Raw genomic sequence first — 26,655 nt, 5'->3', positions numbered from 1 at the left:
GGTGACTAGCCCTCGATGAACTGCTCCAGCTCAGCGCGCGCGACATCGTCGGCGAGCTGCTTGGGCGGGCTCTTCATCAGGTAGGCCGAGGCCGGCAGGATCGGGCCACCGAGACCGCGGTCCAGCGCGATCTTCGCGGCACGCACCGCGTCGATGATGATGCCGGCCGAGTTGGGGGAGTCCCAGACCTCGAGCTTGTACTCGAGGTTCAGCGGCACGTCACCGAAGGCGCGGCCCTCCAGGCGCACGTACGCCCACTTGCGGTCATCGAGCCATGCGACGTAGTCGGACGGGCCGATGTGCACGTTCTTGTCGTACACCTTGTCGGCCAGCGAGCCGTTCAAGTTGCTGGTCACGGCCTGGGTCTTGGAGACCTTCTTGGACTCCAGGCGCTCACGTTCGAGCATGTTCTTGAAGTCCATGTTTCCGCCGACGTTGAGCTGATAGGTGCGGTCCAGGGTGACACCGCGGTCCTCGAACAGCTTGGCCATCACGCGGTGGGTGATGGTGGCGCCCACCTGGCTCTTGATGTCGTCACCCACGATGGGCACACCGGCATCTTCGAACTTCTTGGCCCACACCGGATCCGAGGCGATGAACACGGGCAGCGCGTTGACGAACGCGACCTTGGCGTCGATGGCGCACTGGGCGTAGAACTTGTCGGCCTCTTCCGAGCCCACCGGCAGGTAGGAGACCAGCACGTCGACGTTGTTGTCCTTCAGGACCTTCACGACGTCGACGGGGTCGGCGTCGGAGACCTCGATGGTGTCGGCGTAGTACTTGCCGATGCCGTCCAGGGTCGGTCCACGCTGCACGATGATGTCGGTCGGGGGGACGTCGGCGATCTTGATGGTGTTGTTCTCCGATGCCGAGATCGCCTCGGACAGATCGAAGCCGACCTTCTTGGCGTCCACGTCGAAGGCGGCGACGAACTTCACGTCGCGCACGTGGTACGGGCCGAACTTGACGTGCATTAGACCCGGAACATTGGAGTTCTCGTCCGCATCCTGGTAGTACTGCACGCCCTGGACCAGTGAGGATGCGCAGTTGCCGACGCCGACGATGGCAACCCGCACCTCAGATGATGTGTTGGACATGGACGGTTCTCCTTTACCGATGGTCGTGCGTTGTATCACGTCTAACGCTCCTCGACTCGTGCCTGCGCCGTGCGCTCGGCGGCGATCAAGTCGTTGAGCCACTTCACTTCTCGTTCACTGGATTCCAGTCCAAGCTGGTGCAGCTGCTTGGTGTACCGGTCGAACGAGCTGCTTGCCCGGGTGATGGCCTCGCGCAGGCCCTCCCGGCGTTCCTCTACCTGACGGCGGCGGCCTTCGAGGATCCGCATCCGGGCCTCGGCCGGGGTGCGGTTGAAGAACGCCAGGTGCACGCCGAAGCCGTCGTCGGTGTAGTTCTGTGGGCCGGTATCGGCCACCAGCTCGCTGAACCGGGCACGGCCGGGGGCGGTGAGTTGGTAGACACGCTTGCCGCGCCGCAGCACCGTGGTGCCCGCGGGTGCGGCGTCCTCTTCGATGAGCCCGTCGGCCTGCATGCGGCGCAGAGCCGGATACAGCGAGCCGTACGAAAACGCGCGGAACGCGCCGAGCAATCCGGTGAGGCGCTTACGCAGTTCGTAGCCGTGCATGGGTGACTCAAGCAGCAAGCCGAGGATGGCCAGTTCCAGCATGAAGTCACCTCCCAATACCTCATATGACGACGGAGCATCTCTCGTGCACCGATCGGAACATAGTATCGCCGCGATATATGCGGGCGCCACACGGGGGAGGATTCAGCGTTCGGTCGGATAGCTGGTCCGAATGAGGCTGCCGTCGGGGTTGACGTAGATCGATCCGTTCTGGAACTCACTGCTGATCGAGATGTCGAGCTGCACGGTGTCCGGTGGGGCGGTCTTGTCCTCGTTGGGCTTGATGAACAGGTAGGTGTTCTTGACCTCGGTGGCCTTGATGCCGAGGGTTTCGGGGGCGCCGCGCATGAGCCCGACGATGGTCTTGACGTCGAACTTGGCCAGATCTACCACGCGATCGGTGTGAGCGCCGGACGTCTCGTCGGGGGCACCCCAACCGCCGCGGTAGTCGTAGCGCAGCGCCCGGCGCGGTTCGCGAGGATCGGGCCGGGTGAGTATTGCGTAGTCCCCGTAGATGTTCAGTTCGTATCCCGTGGTGTCCCCGAACTTCTGACGCATCTGTTCAAAGAGCCCGTTCAGACCCCCCAGCGACATCAGCTGACGCGGAGGCGTCAGCACGATGGGTGCCACCCCGTCGGGTTTGGCACCTGGGTCGGCGGTGAAGTCCAAGGGCGAGCTGGTGTTTCCGTACGCACCCCACCCGATGAGGACCCCGATCAGAACCAGCGCGGTGACCACGGCTGCGGGCACGTACCAGCGGCGCCACCATTGCTGCTCCGACCGCTGCAGAACGGGCATCTTGGCTGCTGCCTTCGCGTTCTGCAGGTCGGACACCAGCGAGCTGAGCTGATTCAGCGTGGCCGCGGTGGTGGCCGCCGCGACACGTTCGCGGTGCTCTTCCATGGACAGCTGTCCGTCGGTCAATGCGTCGTCGAGGAGCTTGCAGATGTCGTTGCGGTCGCTGTCCTTGGCTCGGGTACCTGTCGCCATGCGAGGAATCGTAGAGCGGCGCGGATCTTGGTGGTCAGGATGCGGGCGCAACCTCTTGGGGCTCGCCGTTACCCGCGACGACCATCCGTCCGGTGCGATCCTTCTCCGAGACGGTGATGGTGATGTCGACGCCTTGGTCGCTGGGCTTGATCACCATGACGGTGCCGGCGTCCCCGGCGGTTGGCACGTTCAGCGTTTCGGGGGCTCCACGCAGAACGCCGACGATCTTGGCGGGATCGAACCGGCTCAGGTCTCCGATGTGCACGTTCCGCCAGGTGCCCGGCATCGCTCCGCCATCGCGGAACCCGCCCTGGTACGGGTACGTGATGGGCAGGTTCGGGTCCGACGGCTCGATGCGGACCAGCGAGGCGTTGTTTGCGCGGACCGTCAGCTCGATGCCGACGGTGTCGCCGAACTTGGTGCGCATCTGGTCCAGCAGACCCGAGAGTCCCGGGAGGGAGAACAGCTTCGTCGGGGCGATCACCACCGGTGCGACGCCGTCGGCGGCAGCGCCGGGGTCGGGCGGCGCCGACCGTGTCGCATAGATCCCGGCTCCCGCTCCGGCGATGCCCGCGACGACGGCGGTGACGAGGATGACCGGCCAGAGCCGCCGGCGGGGCTGGGGCGTGGGGATCTCGGCCGTAAGGGGGGCGATCTGCAGATCGGAGACCACTCCGTTGAGCTCGCCGAGGGTCTGTGCGCGGGTGGCTACGGCGATGCGCTGACGGTGTTCCTCGGAGGAAATCTGGCCCTCGCCGAAGGCGGCATCGAGTGCCTGGCAGGTGACGTCTCGGTCAGAGTCCTTGGCACGGGTCGCCATGCGGGGAATCGTAGAGCGGCCCCGCCGGATCGTGTCTAGCCCCAGTACGCGAACTCGCAGGCCGGGTTGGGCTCGTTCTTGAAGGACACCAGCATGTCGCCCATCGTGATCGTGCAGCCGGTGGCACCGGCGCCGTTGGCCTTGACTTCGGAGTTGGCCTCTTCGACGACGTCGATGGTGTGTTCCCATGGCAGCGACACGTCCCGTTCGACGTGGGCGGGTCCGCCGTTTTCTTTCCAGGTGACGGTCGCGCTCCCGCTGCCGAGCACCTTCAGAATCGCCGTCCCGACGACCTTGCCGGTTCCCTTCACACCGGCCGGCGCCGAGGCGGTGGCCGCGGGACTGGCGACGGGGACGGATCGTGTCGCGGAGGTCGTCGACGCGGCGGCCGTCTGCGGGGCGGGAGCGTCGGCGGACTTGCCGCATCCCGATGCGATGACGCCGATGACCGCAAAGCCGGCAAGCACCGGCAATAGATGGCGAGATGTCACGTTGCCCCCTCCTGATGACAGTGGGTCAATCGTAACGAGTGCAACGCGGACAGAGTTCGGGTTCGCAAAGGACAGGCTGTCTGCGCGGCCCGAGCTCTGCCAGTGCCTAATCGGACGTACTCTGGTTACCGTGCGATTGCAGAGACAGGTGGTGGATTACGCGCTCAAGCGGCGATCCCTGCTGGCAGAGGTCTATTCCGGGCGTACCGGCGTAGCCGAAGTCTGCGATGCGAACCCTTACTTGCTTCGTGCGGCTAAATTTCATGGCAAGCCAAGCACGGTGGTGTGCCCCATCTGCCGCAAGGAGCAACTGACACTGGTGTCGTGGGTTTTCGGCGAACATCTGGGCGCAGTCTCGGGATCGGCTCGTACGGCCGAGGAACTCGTGATGCTTGCGACCAGGTACTCGGAGTTCGCCGTACATGTTGTCGAGGTATGCCGGACCTGCAGTTGGAATCATTTGGTGAAGTCGTATGTCATGGGCGCCCTGCCGGCGCCGAAGGGGACCACCCCACGCCAGCGAACAACTCGTGCCCGGACGGCCAGTGAATAGGCAGACAGGTGAGGGCGGCGTGGTTGGCGAGCAGAATCCGATAGCTCCCGGCGGCGGCCCGGATTCACCGCGCAACCCCAGCATGGACGATCGTCCGACATCGATCCTGGATCCCGTCGAGGATTTGCCGCTGTACCGGCGTGACGAGGACGCCGTGGCCGCGGCCCGCGCGGCGCTGGAACGTGACGAGGACGGGGGCATCGGACACGAGCCGCCGCATCCGCCGTCGGGACCGCACGGCCGGCCGGGTGGCTCCGCACGTCCGCCGCAGCGTCGTCGCAAGCGAAAGAGCAACGGCTGGAAGACCTTCCGTCGGGTGGCGATCGTCCTGGTGCTGTTGGCGATCGTGATCCCGTTGGCGACCTTCGCGCTGGCGTACTCGGTGGTCGACATCCCGAAGCCCGGTGACATCCGCACCAGCCAGGTGTCGACCATCCTGGCCAGCGACGGCACCACCGAGCTGGCCAAGGTCGTTCCGCCGGAAGGAAACCGGGTCGACATCAAGATCGACCAGGTGCCTCAGCACGTGCGCGCGGCCGTGATGGCCGCCGAGGACCGCGACTTCTACGGCAACCCGGGCTTCTCGTTCTCGGGCCTGCTGCGCGCGGTCAAGAACAACATGTTCGGTGGCGACACCCAGGGTGGATCGACGATCACCCAGCAGTACGTGAAGAACGCGATGGTGGGCTCGCAGCGGGCCGGCTTCGGCGGTCTGACCCGTAAGGCCAAGGAGATCGTCATCTCCACCAAGATGTCGCAGTCCTGGTCCAAGGATCAGGTGCTGGAGGCCTACCTCAACATCATCTACTTCGGCCGCGGTGCCTATGGCATCTCGGCGGCGTCGAAGGCCTACTTCGACAAACCGGTCGAACAGCTCACGGTGTCCGAGGGTGCGCTGCTGGCGGCGCTGATCCAGCGCCCGTCGCGGCTGGATCCCGCGGTGGATCTGCCCGAGTCGACCAACCGCTGGAACTGGGTGCTGGACGGCATGGTCACCATTGGCGCGTTGTCCGCCGAGGATCGCGCCGGTCAGGTGTACCCGGCGACGGTGCCGCCGGAGCAGGCCGCGGCGCAGAATGCGACCACGGGTCCCAACGGACTCATCAAACGTCAGGTGATGGCCGAGCTCACCGATCTGTTCAATATCGACGAGCAGACCTTGAACACCGAGGGCCTGCAGATCACGACGACGATCGACACCAAGGCGCAGCAGGCCGCCGAGAACGCGGTCAACAGCACCCTGCAGGGCGAGAACCCGGACCTGCGCACGGCGGTGGTGTCCATCGACCCGCGCACGGGCGCGGTCAAGGCCTATTACGGCGGCTCCAACGCGCAGGGGCTGGATTACGCGCAGCAGGGTCTGCAGACGGGCTCGTCCTTCAAGGTGTTCGCCTTGGTGGCGGCGTTGCAGCAGGGCATCGGCCTGGGCTATCAGCTGGACAGCTCGGAGCTGACCTATCAGGGCATCACCATCAAGAACAGCGAAGACGCCTCGTGCGGAACCTGTTCGGTGGCCGAGGCGCTGAAGCGCTCGCTGAACACCAGCTTCTACCGGCTCATGCTGAAGCTGAAGAACGGACCCGAGGACGTGGCCACGGCCGCGCACAACGCCGGTATCGCCGAGAACTTCCCGGGTGTCTCGCACACCTTGTCCGAGGACGGTCAGGGCGGTCCGCCGAACAACGGTGTGGTGCTGGGCCAGTACCAGACTCGAGTGCTCGACATGGCTTCGGCGTACGCAACCCTGGCGGCATCGGGCACCTATCGCAAGCCGCATTTCATTCAGAAGGTCGTGAACGCCGACGGCCAAGTGCTTTTCGACGCGGGGTCCTCGGATAACACCGGGGAGAAGCGCATCTCCGATGACGTTGCGAACAACGCCATCTCGGCGATGAAGCCGATTGCCGCCTACTCGCGCGGACACGCCCTGGCGGGTGGGCGCGAGTCGGCCGCCAAGACTGGTACGGCACAGCTGGGTGACACCAAGGACAACAAGGACGCCTGGATGGTCGGCGTCACCCCGTCGCTCTCGACGGCGGTGTGGGTGGGTACCGACGACGGTAAGCCCATCAAGAACAGTTGGGGCGGACCGATTTACGGTTCCGGGCTGCCGTCGGACATCTGGAAGAAGACCATGGACGGTGCGTTGGATGGCACCAACAAGGAGACCTTCCCGAAGCCGGGCGTGATCGGCGGATACGCGGGCGTACCCACCTATGTGCCGCCTCCGCCGGTTCCGAACGGTCCGCCGGCGCCCGCGCCGACGGGAGGCGGCGAGGTGACGGTCATCCAGCCGACCATCGAGATCGCGCCGGGTATCACCATTCCGGTGGGACCGCCGACGACGGTTCCGGTGGGGCCGGCAGCACCACCGGCAGGCGACGTACCGCCACCTCCGGGGCAGTAGGCAGGTGCCGGCAGAGTCTGGAAGCCGCGTGGCCGGCGACCTTCACGGTGCGACGGTGTCTCCCGACGAGCTCGCGGACGATCTGCGCAGCGCCGACGACCGCGATTTCCCCAGTCGCACCGACGCGATGGGCGCCGAGCTCTCCGAGGTGATCGGGGGGCCCGTGGGGCGGCACGCACTGGTCGGCAGGCAGCCGTTCTGGACGCCGCTGCGGGTGGTGTTCGTCATCGCGCTGGGGTTCCTGATCCTGGGGTGGACCAGTAAGGCGCCCTGCCTGCAGCAGAGCGGGACTGGCAACGGCGCTGCGCGCGTGGCGAATTGGGACAACAACCGCGCCTACTACCAGCTGTGCTATTCGGATACGGTGCCGCTCTACGGCGCGGAGCTGTTGAACCAGGGGCGTTTCCCGTACAAGTCGAGCTGGCTGGAAACCGACTCGGGCGGCCACCAGAAGATCCAGTACGACGGCACCCCGGCGGTCCGGTACATGGAGTACCCGGTGGTCACCGGCGTGTACCAGTACACCGCGATGGCGCTGGCCAAGACCTACACGCAGGCCAGCGATCTACTCGGATTGCCGATCGTCGCCGAAGTGGTGATGTTCTTCAACATCGTGGCCTTCGGACTGGCGCTGGCGTGGCTGGTAACCATTTGGGCCAGTGCGGGATTGAGCCCGCGCACCCGACCGTGGGATGTGGTGATGATCGCCGCGTCCCCGATCGTGATATTCCAGATCTTCACGAATTTCGATGCTCTCGCAACGGCTTTCAGTATGGCGGCGTTGTGGGCGTGGGCGCGCAGAAGGCCGTGGCTGGCGGGTGTCTTGATCGGGTTGGGGGTGGCCGCCAAGCTCTACCCGCTGCTGCTTTTGCTGCCGCTGTTGCTGGTGAGTCTGCGCAGCGGCAAGTTGCACGAGTTTTCCAAGACCGCCGCGGCCGCGCTGGCCAGCTGGGTTGTGGTGAACGCACCGGTGGCGACGCTGTTCCCGCGCGGATGGGCAGAGTTCTTCCGGCTCAACACCCGCCGCGGCGACGACATGGACTCGCTCTACAACGTCTTCAAGTCCTTCACCGGGTGGCAGGGCTTCGATGGTCCGCTGGGATTCTGGGAGCCGCCGGTCATCCTCAACGCGGTGTCGGCGGTGCTGTTCGGGCTGTGCTGTCTGGGCATCGGATACGTGGCGCTGACGGCACCGCGGCGGCCGCGCGTGGCGCAGCTTGCCTTCCTGGTGGTCGCGGTGTTCCTGCTGACCAACAAGGTGTGGAGTCCGCAGTTCTCCCTGTGGCTGGTACCGCTTGCCGTGGTGGCGCTGCCGCATCGCCGGATCCTGTTGGCGTGGATGGCCGTCGACGCGCTGGTGTGGGTGCCACGGATGTACTACCTGCTGGGCATGGAGAACAAGGGGCTGCCCGAGCAGTGGTTCACCGGCACGGTGTTGGTGCGCGATATCGCGGTCGTCGGGTTGTGCCTGCTGGTACTGCGGCAGATCTATCACCCCAGCGAGGACCTGGTGCGCGCCCACGACGACGACCCGGCGGGTGGTCCCTGCGACGGTGCCGCCGATGACGCTCCGGCATGGCTGCCGGCCTGGCTGCGCCCGCGCAAGCCGGCACCGCATATCTCGCGCGCGGCTGTCTGATTTCGCCGGTCAGGGGGCTGTGCGGTAGCCTGGGCCGGTTGCCGACGCAGGCGACTCTCCTGCCACGGATACGCCGTGGCCGCACTAGACCACAGGAGGTGATGAGTTTCTCATGCGTCAGTACGAAATCATGGTCATTCTCGACCCCACTCTTGACGAGCGCACCGTAGCTCCATCGCTGGATACGTTCTTGAACGTCATCCGCGGTGACGGTGGAACCGTCTCGAAGGTGGAGGTTTGGGGCAAGCGTCGTCTTGCCTACGAAATCGCCAAGCATGCCGAGGGCATCTACGCGGTGATCGACGTGGTCGCTGCTCCGGCCACCGTCTCCGAGCTGGATCGCCAGCTCGGGCTGAACGAGTCCGTGCTGCGGACCAAGGTCCTGCGTACCGGAGCCCGCTGAGGTCCCACGGGAGTCAGTCGACTTCCGTAGGCTGCCGGTTAACTAAGCCGCTGACATCTACGAGGAGGAACCGTGGCAGGTGACACCACCATCACGGTCGTCGGAAACTTGACCGCCGATCCGGAACTGCGATTCACACCGTCCGGGGCAGCCGTCGCCAACTTCACTGTGGCGTCGACTCCCCGCATCTTCGACCGACAGAGCTCGGAGTGGAAAGACGGAGAGGCGCTGTTCCTTCGGTGCAATATCTGGCGTGAGGCCGCCGAAAACGTGGCCGAAAGCCTGACTCGTGGTTCTCGTGTCATCGTGACCGGCCGGCTCAAGCAGCGCTCCTTCGAGACCCGCGAGGGCGAGAAGCGCACCGTGGTCGAGGTTGAGGTCGACGAGATCGGCCCGTCTCTGCGGTACGCGACCGCCAAGGTCAACAAGGCCTCGCGCGGTGGCGGCGGCGGTGGAGGTTTCGGCGGCGGCGGTGGTGGCGGGGCTTCCCGCTCCAGCGAGCCTGCCGACGATCCGTGGGGCAGTGCCCCGGCCTCCGGTTCCACCGCGGCCGACGACGAACCGCCCTTCTGATCTGGGCGATACAACTTATCTAGCTAGAAAGAAAGAGATTCACCATGGCGAAGACGACTAAGCGCCGTCCTGCCCCGGAAAAGCCGGTCAAGACACGTAAGTGTGCGTTCTGCACCAAGAAGGCGCTGAATATCGACTACAAGGACACCAACCTGCTGCGCACGTACATCAGTGAGCGCGGCAAGATTCGTGCCCGCCGGGTCACCGGAAACTGCGTTCAGCACCAGCGCGATATCGCGATCGCGGTCAAGAACGCCCGCGAGGTTGCCCTGCTGCCGTTCAGCTCGGCGACGCGGTAAGGCCGGAGGGACATCTGATGAAGCTGATTCTGACGACCGAGGTCGAGCACCTCGGCGCCGCCGGTGACACCGTCGAGGTCAAGGACGGTTACGGACGCAACTACCTGCTGCCCCGTGGACTGGCGATTGTCGCCACCCGCGGTGCCGAGCGCCAGGCGACCGACATCCGTCGTGCTCGCGAGGCCAAGGAGATCCGCGGTGTCGAGCACGCCAACGAGATCAAGCAGACGATCGATGGTCTGGGTGCCGTCAAGCTGACGGTGAAGACCGCCGGCGAGGGCAAGCTGTTCGGTTCGGTGACCGCCGCTGACGTGGTGGGCGCCATCAAGGCCGCCGGTGGCCCGAACCTGGACAAGCGGACCGTCACCCTGCCGAAGGCTCACATCAAGCAGATCGGTTCGTACGCGCTGGACGTGCATCTGCACGCCGGGGTGGCAACCAAGGTCACTGTGGATGTAGTCGCCGAAGGCTGATCGATCCGAAAAACTGCCGGGTCAACGGCGTCGCGGATTTCCGCGGCGCCGTTGCCGTATCTACTGGCGAATGTACTGTACGCGTGTGCCAGTCCAGCGAAGCTACCTCTAGTTAACCTAGAGGGTTGATACGGGTAACAGAACACGCCCGAAGACGCAACCTACTGCGACACGCCGGACGGATTCCCATCCACAGTCCTGTCAATTAGTTCACCAGCTGCCAACTGGGAAAAGTGCAGGAATGTAGGTAGCTATCCCCAGGTTTTCCCCAACCCCCTAACACCGGGTTGGACAGTAGTCCACACCCCATGCCCAGGCTCATCCACAGGGGTACTTGGCAGGGTGCGTAGCAACATCTAACGTCTACCGCGGCGCGCCGGGCCACCGCACTTGTCGGACCCCGCCGCGATCATGTGTTCGACTGGATTCGAGTAGGAGGACCCGCGCGCCGTGGCGATAGTCGACGATTTGGGCCAGTCCGGTCCAGTTGCCCCTCCCGAGGAGGAATTCGGCCGTCAACCACCTCAGGATGTGGCTGCCGAACAGTCCGTGCTGGGCGGGATGCTGCTGTCCAAGGACGCCATCGCCGATGTTCTGGAGAAGCTGCGGCCCCACGATTTCTATCGCCCCAACCACCAGAGCGTGTACGAGGCGATCCTGGATCTGTACGGCAGGGGAGAGCCCGCCGATGCGGTGACGGTGGCGGCCGAGCTGGACCGGCGCGGGCAGCTGCGCCGGGTGGGTGGTGCGCCGTATCTGCACACCCTGATCTCCACGGTGCCGACGGCCGCCAACGCCGGGTACTACGCCGGGATCGTCGCCGAGAAGGCGCTGCTGCGCCGCCTGGTGGAGGCCGGGACCCGCGTGGTGCAGTACGGGTATGCAGGGGCCGAGGGTGCCGATGTGGCCGAGGTGGTGGACCGGGCGCAGGCCGAGGTCTACGACGTCACCGACCGGCGGATGTCGGAAGACTACGTGCCGCTCGAAGAGCTGCTGCAGCCCACGATGGACGAGATCGACGCGATCGCGTCGGCCGGCGGCATCTCCAAGGGTGTGCCGACGGGGTTCACCGATCTGGACGAGATCACCAATGGCCTGCACCCGGGCCAGATGATCATCGTGGCGGCTCGACCGGGTGTGGGTAAATCCACCCTCGGCCTGGATTTCATGCGCTCCTGCTCGATCAAGCACCAGCTGCCCAGCGTCATCTTCTCCCTGGAAATGAGCAAGACCGAGATCGTCATGCGACTGCTCTCGGCCGAGGCGAAGATCAAACTGGGCGATATGCGCTCGGGCCGGATGAGCGATGACGACTGGACCCGGCTAGCGCGGCGGATGAGTGAGATCAGTGAGGCGCCGCTCTACATCGACGACTCGCCGAACCTGACGATGATGGAGATTCGCGCCAAGGCGCGACGGCTCAACCAAAAGGCCGGGCTCAAGCTGGTGGTCGTGGACTACCTGCAGCTGATGACCTCGGGTAAGAAGCACGAATCCCGTCAGCAGGAAGTCTCGGAGTTCTCCCGAAACCTCAAGCTATTGGCCAAGGAGCTCGAGGTTCCGGTCATCGCGATCAGTCAGCTGAACCGTGGTCCCGAGCAGCGCACCGACAAGCGGCCGCAGGTCTCGGATCTTCGTGAATCTGGCTCGCTGGAACAGGACGCCGACATGGTGATCCTGTTGCACCGCCCCGATGCGTTCGAGCGGGACGACCCGCGCGGTGGTGAGGCCGACCTGATCCTGGGCAAGCACCGTAACGGCCCGACGGCAACCATCACCGTGGCGCACCAGCTGCACCTGTCGCGCTTCACCAACATGGCGCGCTAGATGTACTGACCACGGACGTTGGTGACGGCGTGGTGAGGTGACATGACGAAGACCTCCGAGTGGAGTGCGAGCTGTCTAGGGACGCTCACCAAAACTTCTTAACGCCTTCTGTCTGCGGCTTGTGTGGGCGTGGCTGCCGCGGATCCGCAGGGGATGCCGGACCAGTACCAGCAGTTCGTGACGGACGATGGTTGGACGGTCGGTTTGACGCTGACCAATGAGGTCATCGATCACATCGACAACATCGCTGGTGCGAGCCACTCATGGCAGGCGCGAGTGTCCTACCGTGCAGAGGCGACCATCACGGGTTCGGGGTCGGCTGTCATCCAGGATGCGCAGTTGGAGACGGGGTACTTCGTGGGCTGCCGGACTGACTCTTCCTCGGGTGTGGAGTTGGGTGGCGACCTCGGCTTGACGCTCTCTCAGCAGGTGTTCGGCCAGGGCTACGGCGGTGGCTACGGACAAGGCAGTCAGAGTGGCGGTGGCGGCGGTGGCTTCGGTGGTGTGTCCGGAGGCGGCTCGTTGGGCGCCCAGGAGCACATCGGTGGATACATGCGCGTGCTGCTCAAGCCGGGTGGCTTGGCCCAGTTGCCGATGGACCGCATCAATTTCCGGAACATGCGTGCGGTTTCTCAGGTGCGCAATCAGAACGTGGAGGCCGATGGCTGTGGCGGTCAGGTGAAGATCCAGTCCTTCGCGACATTCCGGATCCGCACCGAGAACGGCAATGACACCCAGACCATCTACGGCGAACCCAAGGACCTATAGACAAATGACTCGGGAACCTGCAGGAACGGTGCTGATCGATCACACAGCGAGTCTGTTGGAGCTGCGGAAATGTTGATCGACTGATGGTTGACAAGTTAGCTGTACTGATCTATGGTGCCATTGAACAGCTCAATTCTGATAATGTGAGTTTCCTCGATCTGTCGGGGATTCGGAAATGGGCCCGGTCGGTCATGGGGAGCTTGGGGGATATGGTGCGGAGCATGACCTGCCGCCGCGGTACGGGCCATGCCGACTTCAGCACATATATCGCGGCTGGATTCAGCCAGCTTCGTCGGATACGGATCGCGCCGGCGGTGACTGTGCTGGTTGTTCCGTCGGCGATCATGAGCCAGGCCGCCAGTCCCGCCTGTGCCGATCCCAATGGCCCGGGTGTGCCGCCGGCGAAGCCAATCCCGCATCCGGTGGCTCAGTCCGGCGACATGCCCCGCGTGCAGAACATCGGGGGAGCGCAAGCGAAAACCAACACCCCGTTAGGGCTCGGTCCCGACGTTGGTCAATTGCGGTTCTCGTCGAATAACAACCCACCACTGCCGCACCTGAGCTTGCGAGAAAGAAGGCACCGGTCATGACGCCAATGAAGCCGCGCAAAATGTCTGTACCCGTGGGTGTCCGGCGCGGCTTGGCGGCTGTTGCGGTTAGCGCAGTGGCCTTGGCGGGCTGGCAGATCACCGACGAGCCGACTGGGATTGGAGCTATCAATCTGGTACCGGGCGCCACCGCGGATCCCACAGGTCCTACAGGCGGCCCGGGCGGTGGGATGCCCGACGGCGGAGGCTCTCAATTCCAGCCCCCAGGCATGCCCAGTTCGATGCCCGACTACCAGGGCGGTATCAACCAGCCACCACTGGATCAGAACAGCGGAATCAGCATCTATAACAGCGGCGCCCCCCAAGCGGGGCAACAAGTCGGCCAGCAGGCTGGCCAGCAGGCCCAACAGGGTGTGCAACAACCCCAGCACGGCACTCAGCCCCCCGACTACCAAACCGCCACCCCCTACACTCAGGGGCCCGGTAAAGCCAATCCGGACTATCAAGCACCGCAACAAAACTCGCCTCAGCAAGGCTCGCAGCAGCAGCCGCAGAATCAGCAGCCGAGTCAAGCTCCCAACCAAACACAGCACCCGACTCAAATTCCCAGCAGTGCACAGCCAGCACCTACCCAGCAGCCCGGCCAGTCCAAAACTGAGGACAGTACGACTAGACAGCTGTCGGGCAGAGTCAAGCAAGCGTCGCTGACCAGACCCCAACAGATAAACCCCAATCCGAATCCTGCGCCATGTTCAGGAGCGATCGCGGTGTGAGGCGTTTGATGTTCAAGATTCAGGCTTCCGAAAGGTTCTAGAGCTAATGTCAGGTAGCGCGAAGTGGGCGATTTATCTGGGTAGTGCCCTCACTTTGGTGTGTGCGCTATTCGTCGGATTCCTAGCCTCGGACCACGGAAAAGCGTCCGTGTACGTCACGCGCGACTTTCAATCGATCGCCAATGAGGTACCCAACAAAGGACTGGGCCGGGACGAATGCGTCTCTATCGCCGGTACTGCTGAGCTACCGTTAGTGCAAGCTGAGGCCTGCGGAAGCGCAACAAGCACCTACAGAATTGTGCAACGTGCGAGCAGCGTCAAAGGGTGCATCTCGGATGTGGATATCGCATACGCCTACACCACAGATACAACGAGCGGCGCGCTATGCATGGATTACGACTGGTCCACAGAGCACTGCATGGCGATATCTGAAAACTCTGTATCTAAAGAGCCGTGTGTGGAGCTGGGCTCAGTCAAACCAACATTTGTCGTTGTGGGCGGCATTGACGTGAGTTACTGCCGAAGCGGCGGAGTCGCGCACCCGATACGGCGATTTACAGTCTGCACGACTCCAAACTAGCTGTGCATTGTTCAGGAAAGGTTAGGCGGTAGTAACATGGTTAACGCCAGTTGCGGGATGATTTTCCTCGCATTATCGCAGGCGGGGCTCTGGATCTGGTTACGCGGACGAGTCACAAGTAACAACCTGCCGCGAAACCAGTATGTGGGAATAAGGACACCCAGCACGATGCGTAGCGATGCCGCGTGGCGCGCTGGCCAAGAGACGGGTACGCGACTTCTGCTGTGGAGCCTGCCCCTGCACGGCATCGCAGCAGTTCTCATGATCGTCAACATCACGGTCTGGCCTGAAACTGTGTCATTTGTGCTCCTCACCGCTGTCGTCTGGCTTGTCTTCTATCTGGGCTGGATCATCTTTGCCACCAGTCGGGCCGGATCTGCTGCGCGTGCCGTGCCGGAAGGCGACTAGCTAATGCGGCATAACAATCTGCGCAGCTTGCGCCGACGAGCGCTGGTCGTGCTCTTGGCATGCAGCCTCATCTTCGGCGCGAACCACCTTCGACAGCCGGCTGAGTCCAGTACCCCAACAGCGGCGGCGACCCCATCAGGGGTGCCGTACAGCAGTCACGAGATCGTCGAATTTCTGGTCTTGAATAGTGGAAGGATTACCCACGAGCATCCCGGCCTATCGATCGGCGCACCCATTGCTGGTATCGCTAACGATAGCGATCGCCGCGAGATCGTCAACACAGTCACGAACTGTGTTGGGCAGGTGGATAAGAACTTCCAATCTTCAGTGACGGACAATTTTCAGAGCGGGCAGCCCTATCGGGTCGAACAGGCCATAAATCAATTCAACGAAGACATCAAAGAATGGGGTGTCCGCGCAACCTCAAAATCCTCCCGAACGCTAGCATCGCCCTGCGACTACCAATACCCGGACGGGCTACCTCAACGAGACCCCGGAAGCGGCTGGTACAAAAATAACGGACTAATCCTCACCGACTACGTGGCGGTCGGTTCAGTCACATTCGGCGCCTGGGGCACGGTGGCGGTAGCGGCAGCACTCAGCCTGGTGGTTCTGGTCACCGGCGCTGCAGTGGTAAGCGTTGTGGCGATCTTCGTCCCGATTTTCATTACCTACCAATTCGAGCACCGACCCAAGCAGATCGATTTCGATGAGGCGGTCCGTAAAATTGTTCTTGAGCTGAGACCTCACCCATGAGATCCCGGCCAGAACCAGCCAGCCGAACGCAGCGGCGCAGGCGGCGTGTGATGGCTGTATTTGTCTCCACCTCGGTGGCGCTGTCGGCGTTCTTCGGAACGGCACTTCTGACCACCTTGCCGTCAAACGCGATGATGGGACGATCAGATGCCGTGCAGTTGAAGCTGTTCTTCAACGTGGTGGCAAGCCAAGGATTCGGCTTCTTCACACGCGCCCCCCAGTCTGAACAGACCGATGCCTACCAGGTACTACCTGACGGCAGCATGCACAGCCTGCTCATCACCCCGCAGACACGAAGCAGCAACCTCTACGGTGTCAGCCGCCGGCAGCGGGCACAAGGCCCAGAGCTCGCAGCCCTTGACCGCCAGCTCACCCAGGGCTGGCGAGACTGCGAATCCCGGATGAGAGAGCGTTGTCTGACATCAACCACCCCGATCGACGTGCCCCAAGTAAAGAACGAAAGCCCAATCCCCACTATCTGCGGCGACGTCATCTTTACCGTCGAACACATCACCAAGTGGGCATATCGCGACCTCATTTCAGATCGATACGCCGTCTTCAAGTTCGCCCGCGCCAATGTCCAGTGCAACGGAACCTAAGGTGAAATCTTACGCGCACCAATATTCATTCATTAGCAGAATAGTTCGATTCGATCACCGAAATCTCTGGTTCGCGATCGGCCGCTCGACATTAGCGGCTGCGACATTGAGCGAGATCTGGCTCACGCCCCTATCGGCGCTCTTCCATCCAGTCGGCGGAGTCGGAGGACCGCGGTGCTTCCTCGGATACGCCTCACTGTACTGTATGCCGCTATTCGGCGTCGGTATAGCTGGGCGAACCATTTTGTTGGGCGCAGTATTGATTTTAGTGGTTATCGGGTACCGGCCCCGTCTTCTCGCGCTACCTCACCTTTGGGCTACCCTGTCCATATCTACATCAATAACACTTCCCGACGGCGGTGACGCCATAGCCTTGATATTCGTCCTTTTAATAACCCCATTGTGTTTGATCGACAGTAGAACTTCGCACTGGCGGCATCCCTCAAATCGTATGCGCGTGGAGTACCGTGCCATTGGGTATGTGATCTCGTGGGTAGGTCGCATACAGCTGTTCTTTATATACGCGCATAGTGCTATATCGAAGATGGGTGTCGAGGACTGGGCTAATGGAACGGCATTCTATTATTTTGCGCGTGACAAGATGTTCGGCTCGGCAGGAATCCTGAGTAACCTTACTCTAAAAGTCTCAGCCCTTCCTTTCGGGGTGGTTGCCATCACGTGGGGGGCTATCGTTCTGGAGTTGGTCATGGCGGTGGGGATTCTGGCAACTCCGCGAATCAGAGCTATGACAATGTATGCAGCCATAGTTCTTCACGTCGCGATCTTCTTTTCACTTGGGTTGTTTAGCTTCTCGGCGGTGATGGTCGGAGTCTCTGTGCTATCTGCTAATCCTGATAGGGCTGCGCTACGCAATGTAAGTCCGGATAAAGAACCTATTCGTTCTGATTGGAATCGAGGAAGAAGGTTGGCTTCATGGGGCATGCATTAGACAACTCGAATAGCTCAGGCGCGATCGATATCGGCCGATCGATATGCAAATTCATACTGATCACATATGCCCTGGTATCCGTGATATATGTAGTTCTTGCCGCCCGCGGGTATCAGTTGGCACTTGACAACAAACTGATGCCGAACCGCTACTTTGGTTTTAGGAATGCGGATACATTTGCCAGTGTAGATGCTTGGAATGCCGCCCAATCGACCGGATTTACCTGGGCTCTGTTCGCGGGTGGAGCTACGCTGGCGATCGGAGTTGTCATTCTTGCTGTGGCATACGTGCGCCGCTGGTCACCGATGGTCCATATTGCGATAGCGGTCATCGCACCGCTGGCACTTCTCGGGGCGCTGGGCGCGGCATACTACCAGGCTAATGCGGCGGCCACCGATGTCGCCAGACACATTGTTGTAGATACCCAACCTGTCATCTGATCGTGTGGCACCGCTCCCGTGGCCACTAGCCGGACCCTGACGAACGGTGCCCGGCCTTCAAGTGGGCTGGGTGTTAACACTCGTGGTGACCAGTCGGTACTTCAAATGTCAGGTCAGGGTGCTGCGCATTTGAAGCGGAGATCGACAAGCGCCGGCGTCTCGAAGCGGAAGAAGAGCGTCGCCTGCGTTAGTGCCGTAGGAGTTGGCGCCGGGCAGGAAGTGGCTTGGGTGTCGCGCCCCGGCTATGAGGACCGATACTGGTCATATGGCTGATCGCAACGTGCTCGGCGGCCCGTTGGAACCGTGCGGTACCGAACCGCTCACCGGCTTCTACCGCGACGGCTGCTGTTCGACGGGGGACGAAGACCGCGGCCTGCACACGATCTGTGCGGTGGTGACCGCGGGATTTCTGGAGCATCAACAGTCTATCGGCAACGATTTGTCCACGCCGTCGCCGCGCTATCAGTTCCCCGGTCTGGTCCCCGGCGACCGCTGGTGCGTCACGGCGGCGAATTGGCTGCGGGCCCATCACGACGGACATGCCGCTCCGGTGGTGCTGGCGGCCACACACGAACGAACCCTCGACGTAGTCGCGCTGGACGTGCTGCGGCAGTACGCCGTCGATGTGCCCGACGATCCACGAGACCTGTAGTGACGGGAAGACTTGTGGCGCGCTAATGCGACGATAGATCCATGACTGCAACGCTTGTCGCGAAGAATGTGGCCGGCGGATTCGCCCATCGCACCCTTTTCGAGTCACTCGATCTGACCGTGGCGCCGGGTGATGTGGTCGGCGTGGTGGGCGCCAATGGTGCCGGTAAGAGCACGCTGCTGCGCATCTTGGCAGGAGATCTGGAGCCGCTCGGCGGTGTGGTCAGCGTCGCCCCCGCGGATGCGTTCGTCGGGTGGCTTCCGCAGGAGCATGAACGGATCGCCGGGGAGACGGTCGCCGCCTACATCGCGCGTCGTACGGGATGCACCGCCGCGACGCAGGCCATGGAAACCGCTGCGGCGGCCTTGTCGGACCCGGATCAAGATCCTGCACACGGCGATCCGGCCGACGCCTACGCCGCGGCGCTGGATCACTGGCTTGCCTCGGGTGCTGCGGATCTCGACGAGCGGCTGCCGGCCGCCCTGGCGGACCTCGGACTCGATTCGGATGCGGTGCTGCCGGAATCGACCATGATGACCGCCTTGTCGGGAGGGCAGGCGGCGCGGGTGGGTTTGGCGGCGCTGATGCTGTCGCGATTCGACATCGTTCTGCTCGACGAGCCCACCAATGACCTCGATCTCGACGGACTGGCCCGGCTGGAGGACTTCGTCCGGGACCTTCGGGGCGGTGTGGTGTTGGTGAGCCACGATCGAGAGTTCCTCGCGCGCAGCGCCACTCACATCCTCGAGCTGGACTTGGCTCAGAACACCACCACCGTCTTCGGCGGCGGGTACGAGAGCTATCTGGAAGAACGAGAGATCGCTCGACGGCACCGGCGCGAACAGTACGACGAGTTCGCGGAGAAGAAGGCCGACCTGGTGGCACGTGCACGCACCCAACGCGAATGGTCGAGCCAGGGCGTCCGCAACGCGATGCGTAAGGCTCCCGATAACGACAAGATCCGGCGCCGCGCGGCATCGGAGTCCAGCGAGAAGCAGGCGCAGAAGGTGCGTCAGATGGAGAGCCGGATCGCCCGTCTTGAGGAAGTGGTCGAACCGCGCAAGGAATGGGTGCTCGAGTTCACCATCGGCGCCGCGCCACGGTCGAGTGCGGTCGTGGCGACACTGGACAATGCCGTTGTGCGGCAAGGTGATTTTGTGCTGGGTCCGGTGTCGCTTCAGGTCGACGCCGGTGAGCGGATCGGCATCACCGGCCCGAACGGAGCGGGAAAATCGACACTGTTGAGACTGCTGTTGGGTCGTCAGCAGCCCGACGAGGGGCGCGCGAGCCTGGGTGCCAACGTCGCCATCGGTGAAATCGACCAGGCGCGTGCCGATTTCGCCGGCTCCGAGCGTCTCGTCGATCGTTTCGAGCAGCGCGTCCCGTCCTGGTCGACCGCCGATGTGCGCACCCTGCTGGCCAAGTTCGGCCTGCGTGCCGACCATGTGGAACGCGCCGTTGACGAACTCTCTCCCGGCGAGCGAACCCGTGCCGGCCTTGCCCTGCTGCAGGCGTGTGGGACCAATGTGCTGGTTCTCGACGAGCCGACAAACCATCTGGATCTCGCTGCCATCGAGCAGCTTGAGCAGGCGCTCGAGACCTACGACGGTGCGCTGCTCCTGGTGACGCACGATCGACGGATGCTGCAGAACGTTCGGTTGGATCGCTCCTGGGTGGTCGAGAACGGCCGCGTGGCCGAGCTTTAAACGGCTGGCCGGTGCTATCCGCTGTTGCGCAGTGCGGTGGCCAGCCCGCTCATCGTGAGCAGTATGCCGCGCTGAACCAGCTCGGCTTGATCGCCGGAGCGGTACCGCCGCAGCAGCTCGACCTGTAGGTGGTTGAGTGGCTCCAGGTAGGGGAATCGATTGAACACCGATCGCGCCAGTGCCGGGTTGTCGGCGAGCAGGTCCTCATGACCGGTGATCAGTTGATGCATGGCGATGGTTCTGTCGTGTTCGGCGACGATCTTGTCGAACACTCGATGCCGCAAGTCCTTGTCCTCGACGAGCTCGGCATACCGTGCGGCCAGCCCCATATCCGACTTGGCCAGTACCTGGGCCATGTTGGACAGCACCGTCCGGAAGAACGGCCACTGAACGTAGAGCCGCTGCAGTACCTCGAGCCGGCCGTCGCCGTCGGAGATCCACTGCTCGAAAGCCGTTCCCGTGCCATACCAGCCCGGCAGCATCACCCGAGATTGACTCCATGCCAGCACCCAGGGGATGGCGCGCAGGTCGGCGATGGACGTCGTGGGTTTGCGTGAGGTGGGCCGGCTGCCGATGTTGAGCGCCCCGATCTCGCTGACGGGTGTGGAGGCCTTGAAATACTCGACAAAGCCTGGTGTTTCGTGCACCAGATCGCGATAGGCGCGCTGCGCCCGCTCGGCCAGATCATCGAGTACTTCGTATGCGGCAGCGGCTATCTCGCCCAAACCTTCGACATCGAGCAGCGTCGACTCCAAGGTGGCGGCCAGCAGGGTCTCCAGGTTGCGATGCGCCGTGCGCGGCTCGGCGTACTTGGCCGCGATCACCTCGCCCTGTTCGGTGATCCGAAGCGAGCCCGATACCGCGCCCGGTGGCTGCGCCAGGATGGCGTCGTAGCTTGGCCCGCCGCCGCGGCCCACGGTGCCGCCGCGGCCATGGAAGAGCCGTAGTCGAATCCCGGTCTTGCGCGCAGATTCCACCAGGTCCAGCTCGGCACGGTAGAGCGCCCAGTTGGCAGCCAGGTAGCCGCCATCCTTGTTGGAGTCGGAGTATCCGAGCATGACCTCTTGGCTCTCACCGCGAGAGGACACCAGCGCGCGATACAGCGGGAGTTTCAGCGCGGCTTCGAGAATGTCCGAACCGTGGCGTAGATCGTCGATGGTTTCGAACAGCGGAACGATTCCCACCGGGCAGAACGGCCGCGGGCGCGAAGCGTCCAACAGGCCGGCCTCTTTCAGCAGAATCGCCGCTTCCAGCATGTCCGAGACCGATTGACACATCGAGATGATGTAGTTGGGCACCGCCCCGGGACCGTAGGTTGCGACAGCCCGCGCGGCAGCGGTGACGATGTCGAGTTCCTTGCGGGCCAGTTCGGAAAGCTCGGCGCCCGCACTGACCAGCGGACGGCGTGTACGTAGCTCGGCGACCAGTATCTCGACACGCTCGGGTTCCGGCAGCGAGCGGTAGTCGGCATGCACACCGGCCCAGGCCAATAACTCGGACACGACTTCCTCGTGGATCTCCGAGTTCTGCCGCATATCCAAGCCGCTGAGATGAAATCCGAAGACATGCACAGCTTCCCGGAAAGCACTGAGGCGATCATCGGCCAATACCGAACTGCCGTGCGTACGCAACGAGGCGTTGACAACGTCAAGGTCGGCAAGCAGTTCCTGGGGCGAGACATAGGGGCTCAGCCCCAGATCCAGACCGTGCTCCGGCAGATCGTCAAGGATCTGTGTCGCGGTCGCGGTAAGACGCGCGTGAATTACCCGTACAGCGCGACGGTAGGGCTCGTCGGCGCGAGCAGTTTCGCCGCCTTGCTCGGCCAGCGCGGTCAACTCGGGGGAGACGCTGACCAAACGGGCGGACAGGGACAGTTCCTGCTCGAGAGCCACCAGTTGTTCGAAGTAGTACGAAATGGCCGTGCTGGCGGCGCTGTCTGTCGCAAGATGCACCACCTCGGCGGTGACATTCGGATTTCCGTCCCGGTCTCCACCGATCCACGAGCCGGGCCGCAGGATCGGCTCGGTGAGTAGTGGGGCGTCGGGCCATCGGCGACGTAGCGCCGCGCGAACCTCGGCGTTGATGCTGGGTATCACCTCGAAGAACGCGGCACGGTAGTACCGCAATCCCACCGCGATCTCGTCTTGAATTTTCAATCGGGACAGGCGGATTAGTGCGGTCTGCCACAGTGTGAGAATGTGACGCCGCAGTTCATTGTCGATGTCGCGGCCCGTCTCGGTGCGCGAGAGCCCGTGTAGCCGTAGCCGCATCAATTCGGTGATTCGGTGTTGTGTGTCGAAAACGGTGCGGCGACGGGTCTCGGTCGGGTGGGCAGTGATCACCGGCGATACCAGGGCGCCGGTCAGGGCATCGGCCACGGACGCGGAATCAAGCCGCGCGGCATCGAGTTTGAGATACGTGGCGGCAAGAGTGCTGTCTTGCGGTGCGGCGCCCGCGTTGACATGAACGGCGCGCCGTCGCTCCCGATGGATGTCTTCGGCCACATTGGCCAACAGGGCGAAATGCGTAAAGGCTCGGATGACCGGGATGGCTTGGTGGATGTCGATGCCGTTGAAGAGTTCTGCGAGTTCGGCGCGATCGATCTCCGATCGGCGCACCCGAAACGATTCCACCCTGGCCCGTTCGACGAGGTCGAATACCTCGTCGCCGGACTGCTCGCGCACCGTGAGTCCCAGGATTGTTCCCAACAGCCGGATGTCCTCACGCATCGGCTCGGTGGCCTCCCGGCCCACCTGTGTTCGGGTAACCGCGCCGATCGGTGCAAGATCCGAAGCCTCAGCCATACCCCGAGTATCCGTGGCGAGGCAACTATCCGCACGACGAGCTTCAGCCGGAGAGTTGTCTACAACCTCATGGATGGAAGTTCCACTGGCCGATGTCCTGGGCCAGCGCGTCGCTGACGTCGACTTCGAGGCCGCCGACGACGGGCCCCGGATTGGATGCGGTGCTTACGATGCGTTGGTAGAGAACCGCGCCGGGGAAGACCTGGCCGCGAGACCAAGACCGGGTCTGCCAGGCCCACACGTGACCGGGCGAGCGTGAGTTGCCGATCACGCCGTCGGCCGCCGCCCACTGGCACGGATTGATGCCGCCGTAGATGCCGGTGCGCTGCACTCCCAGTACCGAATTGATGCCCTTGAACCACTGCAGCGCAACGTCGTTCCAAGTGTCGCGGTTGATGTCGTCGTCCACCGAGAAGAAGACCGGTGCGCTCTGGCCGCCACCGGCAGCGGTGTGCAGCTGCCAAGCCGTGCGTGCGTCCTCGACGCCACCGGCGAATCCGCGGGTGAAGTCCGAAGGCGCTGTCCCGCCGGGCTTTCCGTATTGAAAGTTGCTGACGATCACCAGCCCGGCCGCGGTGAGCGCCTGGGCGTAGGGCCGGGTGATCGGTTTGGCGCCCATGGACGAACCGGGACGTGAGGTCGAGACGTAGTTGATCACTCCCGAGTGTCCGGCGGCTTTGATGTCCGCCGCCGGGATCTGGCGCATGGCGAAGTCGATCAAGGTGGGAGCTGCGGCCTCGGCCGTCGGCATGCCGGCAGTGGCCGACGCCACACCCAGCCCAGCCAGTGCCGATACCGCGGTGGCGTAGCGCAGCGCATCACGCCGGGTGACCGGACGTGAGGAGCGCCGAAGTCTTTCATTCCCCGACGAGTCGTGCATTTCGCGATGTTAACAAAGTGACTGCTGTTAAAGCTGTGACGATGGCGCCACTTTCATAACGCTCTGGCATCAATGCGCAGGATCTCGTGATCTGCACGCGCTCAGTAGTTTTCGAATGCGGAGCCGCGGCTAATTGCTGTAGAGATGCAGGACGCGAGCTGCCGTTGTGGCGATATCGCCGCTCAGCCCCACGATGGGCGGACCGCCGCGCTGGTGGATGACGTTCGCCAGGACGATCACATAGGTGTCCGACCCCGGGTCCATCCACAGCGAGACTCCAGTGAAGCCGGAGTGGCCGAAGCTGCCGATGGGAAAGAGCATGCCGCGCGGCTTGGACAGCTCGGTGTCGATATCCCAGCCGAGGCCGCGCAGGCTCTGCCCCGATATCGCCGGATAGGCCGGTGCGAGCAGGGGATCTGTTGGGTTGGGGCTGTTTTCGATGGCCTGGCGAGTGGCGTTGTTGGCAGCCTCGAGCTGTGTGGCGGAATGGCCCGGCTGCTGCGGAGCCGTCATCAATTCAAGGGTGGATCTCTTCAAAGGGAACGGGCTCGGGCGTCCGGCAAGCCGATCGAGAAGCGCCTGCGCGTACCGGCCGATGTCGTCGATCGTCGAGAACACGCCCGCGCTGCCGGTCACACCGCCCATCCGGCGCGCGGTCGGGTCGTGCACGGTACCGCGCAGCAGCCGGTCGTAGTGGGGGTTGATGCCCGGAGTGTCGTCGTCGTGAGCCGTCGGTGCGATGCGCGTCAGCAGATCGGTGTTCCAGGCGCCCGCCGGGCACGGCGCAACAGTCGTCTTGTCGAAAGCGATTGCCGTACCGGTGATTCGGTGTGCGCCGCAGGCCTTGTCCGCGGGCAGATAGCGAGTATCGGCCATGCCCAATGGGGCAAAGACGTTGTCCTGCACGTAGACATCCAAGGTCGTCCCGGTGATCTTCTCGATCAGCGCGCCCAGAATGATGAAGTTGATATCGGAGTAGTGGAATCTCGTGCCGGGGTCGAATGTCAACGGAACGGTGAGTGCGCGCTGGATGCCATCTGCCTTGTCCGCCTTGGCCAGTCCCCAAGGGCCCTGATGGCTCAGGTCGCCGCCGATGCCCGAGGTGTGGGTGAGCAGCATGCGAAGTGTTACCTGGGCGCGTCGCGGGTCGTCGGTGGGGTTGTAATCCGGCAGGTATGTCTGCACGGGCTCGTCGATCTGAACCAGGTTCTTTTCGTACAGCTGGAGAAGGGCCACGCTGGTCGCAAGGGGTTTGGTCAGCGACGCCACATCGAAGATCGTGTCCGCGGTCATCGGCTCGGCGGGTGCGGGCGACCCGTCCAGCCCCGGCTCATCGGGGAGCTTGCGCCAACCGAAAGCTTGCCGGAAGACGGTCTTGCCGCCGTGCCCGATGTGAACCACGGCACCGGGCAGCCGCGGTGCCGCGACGGCATCGTTGACCAGGCGGGTGACGGGCGCGAAGAGACCTTCGGGAACCACACTCGGCGCGGCGATCTGATGCGCTGAATGCCCACAAGAAGGCACCGACACGCTGAAGACGGCTGTTCCGACGACCAAGGCCCGGGCGACGCGCCATCCGGACAGCTTCACCCGACCGACAGTACGGTCATGTCTGTTGCGAGGCCATCAAGCGTGCGATACCGCGCATCACCGTGCGGCGTGCGGCGTACCGGACATGCCCGGACAGTGACCGCGCCGGTGCGGCGGGTGCGGTGCCCAACCGGGGGAACAGCGCCAGCGCGTTGCCCCGGTCGACCGCGGTCCGGGCCGCCTGCTCCAACGGAAAGTTCTCCAGGCCGGCGGCGAACAACTGCGAGGCCGGCAGCGGCGCAAATGGCCAGTCCGATCCGAAGGTGATGTGGCCTGGCTTGGCGAAGGCCAGCAGCGACGGCAGCGCGGCGGGGCTGGAAGACAGTGCCGTGTCGAAGTAGAAGCTTGCGAAGTCATCCAGATTGTCGGTGGGGCTGGCACCCGTATCGGAGGTGATGGCCACCGCCATGCGGTGGCTGGCGTAGGGCACAAAGCCCCCCGCGTGGCTGAGGATGAACTTGATGTTCGGATACTTACGGCGGATTCCGTTGCGGACCAAGAGGTATGCCGCACGGGTCGTGTCCAGAAGGAAATCCGCGGCAAAGGGCAGCACCCCGGGCACAACGGCGCCGGGCAGATCGGCGGGGTGGATGAACACGACGGCCGACCGCGCGTCCAGAGCGGCGAACAGGTCGTCTTGCCCGTCCTGGCCAAGGTAGATCCCGTCGTTGTTGGCCAGCAGCACCACGCCGTCGGCGTGCAAGACATCCAGTGCACGAACGGTTTCCGCGACGGCCTCGTGGACGTGCGGCATCGGGACCGTCGCGAAGAAGCCGAATCGGTTCGGCTGGTCCGCGACAACTCCCGACGTGTAGTCGTTGAGGTCCCGTGCCAGCGCCGCGGCGTCGGCGGCCGAAGACAAAAAGGTGGTGCCCGGTGTGGACACCGACAGGATCGCTGTGGACACATTCAGGGCATCCATGGTTTCCAGGGATGTCTCCGGACTCCAATCGGGTAGGGCCCGTCCACCGGCCTCCTCGATGCCCGCCTTCTGCAACAGCGTGCGGTATAGGGGCGGAATGCAGTGGTGATGGGTGTCGATACGTGCCATGAGAATTCGCCTCGGTTGTCGGGTATGCCTGCGC

At 63.5% G+C, this 26,655-nt stretch carries 27 protein-coding genes and 1 pseudogene; 19 read left to right on the top strand and 9 right to left on the bottom strand.

Annotated elements, in window-relative coordinates; genetic code table 11:
- Positions 1 to 5 precede the first annotated feature (5 nt).
- From MYCSP_RS22750 to MYCSP_RS22730, 5 genes are all read right to left on the bottom strand, one after another.
- Complete coding sequence (locus tag MYCSP_RS22750; protein ID WP_070911586.1) at positions 6 to 1,097, bottom strand: inositol-3-phosphate synthase; 1,092 nt, start codon at positions 1,095 to 1,097, stop codon at positions 6 to 8.
- A gap of 41 nt (positions 1,098 to 1,138) precedes the next feature.
- On the bottom strand, positions 1,139 to 1,684 hold the full coding sequence (locus MYCSP_RS22745) for a PadR family transcriptional regulator (protein WP_070911587.1): 546 nt from the start codon (positions 1,682 to 1,684) through the stop codon (positions 1,139 to 1,141).
- A gap of 102 nt (positions 1,685 to 1,786) precedes the next feature.
- Positions 1,787 to 2,632, bottom strand: a complete 846-nt coding sequence (locus MYCSP_RS22740) for a DUF1707 SHOCT-like domain-containing protein (protein ID WP_083017227.1) — start codon at positions 2,630 to 2,632, stop codon at positions 1,787 to 1,789.
- A 34-nt stretch (positions 2,633 to 2,666) separates the two neighbouring features.
- Positions 2,667 to 3,452: a DUF1707 SHOCT-like domain-containing protein gene (locus MYCSP_RS22735; RefSeq protein WP_088415261.1), complete on the bottom strand. Its 786-nt coding sequence runs from the start codon at positions 3,450 to 3,452 to the stop codon at positions 2,667 to 2,669.
- 35 nt (positions 3,453 to 3,487) lie between these two features.
- Positions 3,488 to 3,943 (bottom strand): hypothetical protein, encoded by a 456-nt coding sequence (locus MYCSP_RS22730; RefSeq protein ID WP_088415259.1) that lies wholly within the window; start codon positions 3,941 to 3,943, stop codon positions 3,488 to 3,490.
- Between the two features lie 130 nt (positions 3,944 to 4,073).
- Between MYCSP_RS22730 and MYCSP_RS22725 the strand changes: the two genes are divergently transcribed.
- The 19 genes and pseudogenes from MYCSP_RS22725 to abc-f all read left to right on the top strand — a co-directional run bounded on the left by MYCSP_RS22725 (position 4,074) and on the right by abc-f (position 20,296).
- Complete coding sequence (locus tag MYCSP_RS22725; RefSeq protein WP_070911591.1) at positions 4,074 to 4,496, top strand: DUF5318 family protein; 423 nt, start codon at positions 4,074 to 4,076, stop codon at positions 4,494 to 4,496.
- 19 nt (positions 4,497 to 4,515) lie between these two features.
- Positions 4,516 to 6,903 carry a transglycosylase domain-containing protein gene (locus MYCSP_RS22720; protein ID WP_088415257.1) on the top strand — a complete coding sequence of 796 codons (2,388 nt, stop codon included), beginning with the start codon at positions 4,516 to 4,518 and terminating at the stop codon, positions 6,901 to 6,903.
- Between the two features lie 55 nt (positions 6,904 to 6,958).
- A complete protein-coding gene (locus MYCSP_RS22715; protein ID WP_088415721.1) occupies positions 6,959 to 8,542 on the top strand; it encodes a glycosyltransferase family 87 protein in 1,584 nt (527 codons plus the stop codon).
- 112 nt (positions 8,543 to 8,654) lie between these two features.
- Positions 8,655 to 8,945 carry a 30S ribosomal protein S6 gene (gene rpsF, locus MYCSP_RS22710; RefSeq protein WP_070911593.1) on the top strand — a complete coding sequence of 97 codons (291 nt, stop codon included), beginning with the start codon at positions 8,655 to 8,657 and terminating at the stop codon, positions 8,943 to 8,945.
- Between the two features lie 72 nt (positions 8,946 to 9,017).
- Positions 9,018 to 9,518, top strand: coding sequence for a single-stranded DNA-binding protein (locus tag MYCSP_RS22705; RefSeq protein ID WP_083017219.1), 501 nt, complete (start codon positions 9,018 to 9,020; stop codon positions 9,516 to 9,518).
- Between the two features lie 44 nt (positions 9,519 to 9,562).
- Positions 9,563 to 9,817, top strand: a complete 255-nt coding sequence (gene rpsR, locus MYCSP_RS22700; RefSeq protein ID WP_005064619.1) for a 30S ribosomal protein S18 — start codon at positions 9,563 to 9,565, stop codon at positions 9,815 to 9,817.
- Positions 9,818 to 9,834: 17 nt separating this feature from the next.
- Entirely contained in the window at positions 9,835 to 10,290 is a 456-nt protein-coding gene (gene rplI, locus MYCSP_RS22695; RefSeq protein ID WP_070911595.1) for a 50S ribosomal protein L9, read from the top strand.
- Positions 10,291 to 10,740: 450 nt separating this feature from the next.
- A complete protein-coding gene (gene dnaB / locus MYCSP_RS22690; RefSeq protein ID WP_070911596.1) occupies positions 10,741 to 12,117 on the top strand; it encodes a replicative DNA helicase in 1,377 nt (458 codons plus the stop codon).
- Between the two features lie 153 nt (positions 12,118 to 12,270).
- A complete protein-coding gene (locus MYCSP_RS22685) occupies positions 12,271 to 12,885 on the top strand; it encodes an MspA family porin (protein WP_088415720.1) in 615 nt (204 codons plus the stop codon).
- Positions 12,886 to 12,968: 83 nt separating this feature from the next.
- Complete coding sequence (locus tag MYCSP_RS22680) at positions 12,969 to 13,475, top strand: hypothetical protein (RefSeq protein ID WP_088415255.1); 507 nt, start codon at positions 12,969 to 12,971, stop codon at positions 13,473 to 13,475.
- A gap of 5 nt (positions 13,476 to 13,480) precedes the next feature.
- Positions 13,481 to 14,081 (top strand): annotated as a pseudogene (locus MYCSP_RS23675) (hypothetical protein); the annotation flags it as partial.
- 171 nt (positions 14,082 to 14,252) lie between these two features.
- On the top strand, positions 14,253 to 14,786 hold the full coding sequence (locus tag MYCSP_RS23735; protein WP_456080950.1) for an LppU/SCO3897 family protein: 534 nt from the start codon (positions 14,253 to 14,255) through the stop codon (positions 14,784 to 14,786).
- A gap of 36 nt (positions 14,787 to 14,822) precedes the next feature.
- Complete coding sequence (locus tag MYCSP_RS23570) at positions 14,823 to 15,194, top strand: SdpI family protein (RefSeq protein ID WP_088415253.1); 372 nt, start codon at positions 14,823 to 14,825, stop codon at positions 15,192 to 15,194.
- A 3-nt stretch (positions 15,195 to 15,197) separates the two neighbouring features.
- Positions 15,198 to 15,950, top strand: a complete 753-nt coding sequence (locus tag MYCSP_RS22665; RefSeq protein ID WP_157886209.1) for a hypothetical protein — start codon at positions 15,198 to 15,200, stop codon at positions 15,948 to 15,950.
- A gap of 50 nt (positions 15,951 to 16,000) precedes the next feature.
- Complete coding sequence (locus MYCSP_RS22660; protein WP_157886208.1) at positions 16,001 to 16,549, top strand: SdpA family antimicrobial peptide system protein; 549 nt, start codon at positions 16,001 to 16,003, stop codon at positions 16,547 to 16,549.
- Positions 16,527 to 17,498, top strand: coding sequence for a sporulation-delaying protein SdpB family protein (locus MYCSP_RS22655; protein WP_088415247.1), 972 nt, complete (start codon positions 16,527 to 16,529; stop codon positions 17,496 to 17,498). Before MYCSP_RS22660 ends, MYCSP_RS22655 begins: the two co-directional genes overlap by 23 nt.
- Complete coding sequence (locus MYCSP_RS22650) at positions 17,483 to 17,938, top strand: SdpI family protein (protein ID WP_088415245.1); 456 nt, start codon at positions 17,483 to 17,485, stop codon at positions 17,936 to 17,938. The genes MYCSP_RS22655 and MYCSP_RS22650 overlap by 16 nt, the downstream gene beginning before the upstream one ends.
- Positions 17,939 to 18,203: 265 nt before the next feature.
- Positions 18,204 to 18,590, top strand: a complete 387-nt coding sequence (locus MYCSP_RS22645; protein ID WP_083017204.1) for a DUF2237 family protein — start codon at positions 18,204 to 18,206, stop codon at positions 18,588 to 18,590.
- Between the two features lie 41 nt (positions 18,591 to 18,631).
- Positions 18,632 to 20,296 carry a ribosomal protection-like ABC-F family protein gene (gene abc-f, locus MYCSP_RS22640; RefSeq protein ID WP_088415243.1) on the top strand — a complete coding sequence of 555 codons (1,665 nt, stop codon included), beginning with the start codon at positions 18,632 to 18,634 and terminating at the stop codon, positions 20,294 to 20,296.
- 14 nt (positions 20,297 to 20,310) lie between these two features.
- Here abc-f and ppc read toward each other — a convergent pair whose 3' ends face one another.
- The 4 genes from ppc to MYCSP_RS22620 all read right to left on the bottom strand — a co-directional run bounded on the left by ppc (position 20,311) and on the right by MYCSP_RS22620 (position 26,621).
- Positions 20,311 to 23,100, bottom strand: a complete 2,790-nt coding sequence (gene ppc, locus MYCSP_RS22635; protein WP_083017200.1) for a phosphoenolpyruvate carboxylase — start codon at positions 23,098 to 23,100, stop codon at positions 20,311 to 20,313.
- A gap of 67 nt (positions 23,101 to 23,167) precedes the next feature.
- Positions 23,168 to 23,980 (bottom strand): DUF1906 domain-containing protein, encoded by an 813-nt coding sequence (locus MYCSP_RS22630; RefSeq protein ID WP_083017199.1) that lies wholly within the window; start codon positions 23,978 to 23,980, stop codon positions 23,168 to 23,170.
- 129 nt (positions 23,981 to 24,109) lie between these two features.
- Entirely contained in the window at positions 24,110 to 25,564 is a 1,455-nt protein-coding gene (locus tag MYCSP_RS22625; RefSeq protein ID WP_162266400.1) for a serine hydrolase domain-containing protein, read from the bottom strand.
- A gap of 22 nt (positions 25,565 to 25,586) precedes the next feature.
- A complete protein-coding gene (locus tag MYCSP_RS22620; protein ID WP_070911603.1) occupies positions 25,587 to 26,621 on the bottom strand; it encodes an amidohydrolase family protein in 1,035 nt (344 codons plus the stop codon).
- Between the last annotated feature and the right edge of the window lie 34 nt (positions 26,622 to 26,655).

The sequence above is a fragment of the Mycobacteroides saopaulense genome (assembly GCF_001456355.1).
In the GTDB taxonomy this organism is placed as follows: Bacteria; Actinomycetota; Actinomycetes; order Mycobacteriales; family Mycobacteriaceae; genus Mycobacterium; species Mycobacterium saopaulense.
This window is presented reverse-complemented; position numbering and strand designations above follow the sequence as displayed.

Bases quoted from the DNA above. Each gene is read 5' to 3' on its own strand.
- MYCSP_RS22750 (WP_070911586.1), bottom strand. From the start codon at position 1,097: ATGTCCAACACATCATCTGAGGTGCGGGTTGCCATCGTCGGCGTCGGC.
- MYCSP_RS22745 (WP_070911587.1), bottom strand. From the start codon at position 1,684: ATGCTGGAACTGGCCATCCTCGGCTTGCTGCTTGAGTCACCCATGCAC.
- MYCSP_RS22740 (WP_083017227.1), bottom strand. From the start codon at position 2,632: ATGGCGACAGGTACCCGAGCCAAGGACAGCGACCGCAACGACATCTGC.
- MYCSP_RS22735 (WP_088415261.1), bottom strand. From the start codon at position 3,452: ATGGCGACCCGTGCCAAGGACTCTGACCGAGACGTCACCTGCCAGGCA.
- rpsF (WP_070911593.1), top strand. From the start codon at position 8,655: ATGCGTCAGTACGAAATCATGGTCATTCTCGACCCCACTCTTGACGAG.
- rpsR (WP_005064619.1), top strand. From the start codon at position 9,563: ATGGCGAAGACGACTAAGCGCCGTCCTGCCCCGGAAAAGCCGGTCAAG.
- rplI (WP_070911595.1), top strand. From the start codon at position 9,835: ATGAAGCTGATTCTGACGACCGAGGTCGAGCACCTCGGCGCCGCCGGT.
- MYCSP_RS22685 (WP_088415720.1), top strand. From the start codon at position 12,271: ATGCCGGACCAGTACCAGCAGTTCGTGACGGACGATGGTTGGACGGTC.
- MYCSP_RS22680 (WP_088415255.1), top strand. From the start codon at position 12,969: ATGGTTGACAAGTTAGCTGTACTGATCTATGGTGCCATTGAACAGCTC.
- MYCSP_RS23735 (WP_456080950.1), top strand. From the start codon at position 14,253: ATGTCAGGTAGCGCGAAGTGGGCGATTTATCTGGGTAGTGCCCTCACT.
- MYCSP_RS23570 (WP_088415253.1), top strand. From the start codon at position 14,823: ATGGTTAACGCCAGTTGCGGGATGATTTTCCTCGCATTATCGCAGGCG.
- MYCSP_RS22665 (WP_157886209.1), top strand. From the start codon at position 15,198: ATGCGGCATAACAATCTGCGCAGCTTGCGCCGACGAGCGCTGGTCGTG.
- MYCSP_RS22660 (WP_157886208.1), top strand. From the start codon at position 16,001: ATGGCTGTATTTGTCTCCACCTCGGTGGCGCTGTCGGCGTTCTTCGGA.
- MYCSP_RS22655 (WP_088415247.1), top strand. From the start codon at position 16,527: ATGTCCAGTGCAACGGAACCTAAGGTGAAATCTTACGCGCACCAATAT.
- MYCSP_RS22650 (WP_088415245.1), top strand. From the start codon at position 17,483: ATGGGGCATGCATTAGACAACTCGAATAGCTCAGGCGCGATCGATATC.
- MYCSP_RS22645 (WP_083017204.1), top strand. From the start codon at position 18,204: ATGGCTGATCGCAACGTGCTCGGCGGCCCGTTGGAACCGTGCGGTACC.
- abc-f (WP_088415243.1), top strand. From the start codon at position 18,632: ATGACTGCAACGCTTGTCGCGAAGAATGTGGCCGGCGGATTCGCCCAT.
- ppc (WP_083017200.1), bottom strand. From the start codon at position 23,100: ATGGCTGAGGCTTCGGATCTTGCACCGATCGGCGCGGTTACCCGAACA.
- MYCSP_RS22630 (WP_083017199.1), bottom strand. From the start codon at position 23,980: ATGCACGACTCGTCGGGGAATGAAAGACTTCGGCGCTCCTCACGTCCG.
- MYCSP_RS22620 (WP_070911603.1), bottom strand. From the start codon at position 26,621: ATGGCACGTATCGACACCCATCACCACTGCATTCCGCCCCTATACCGC.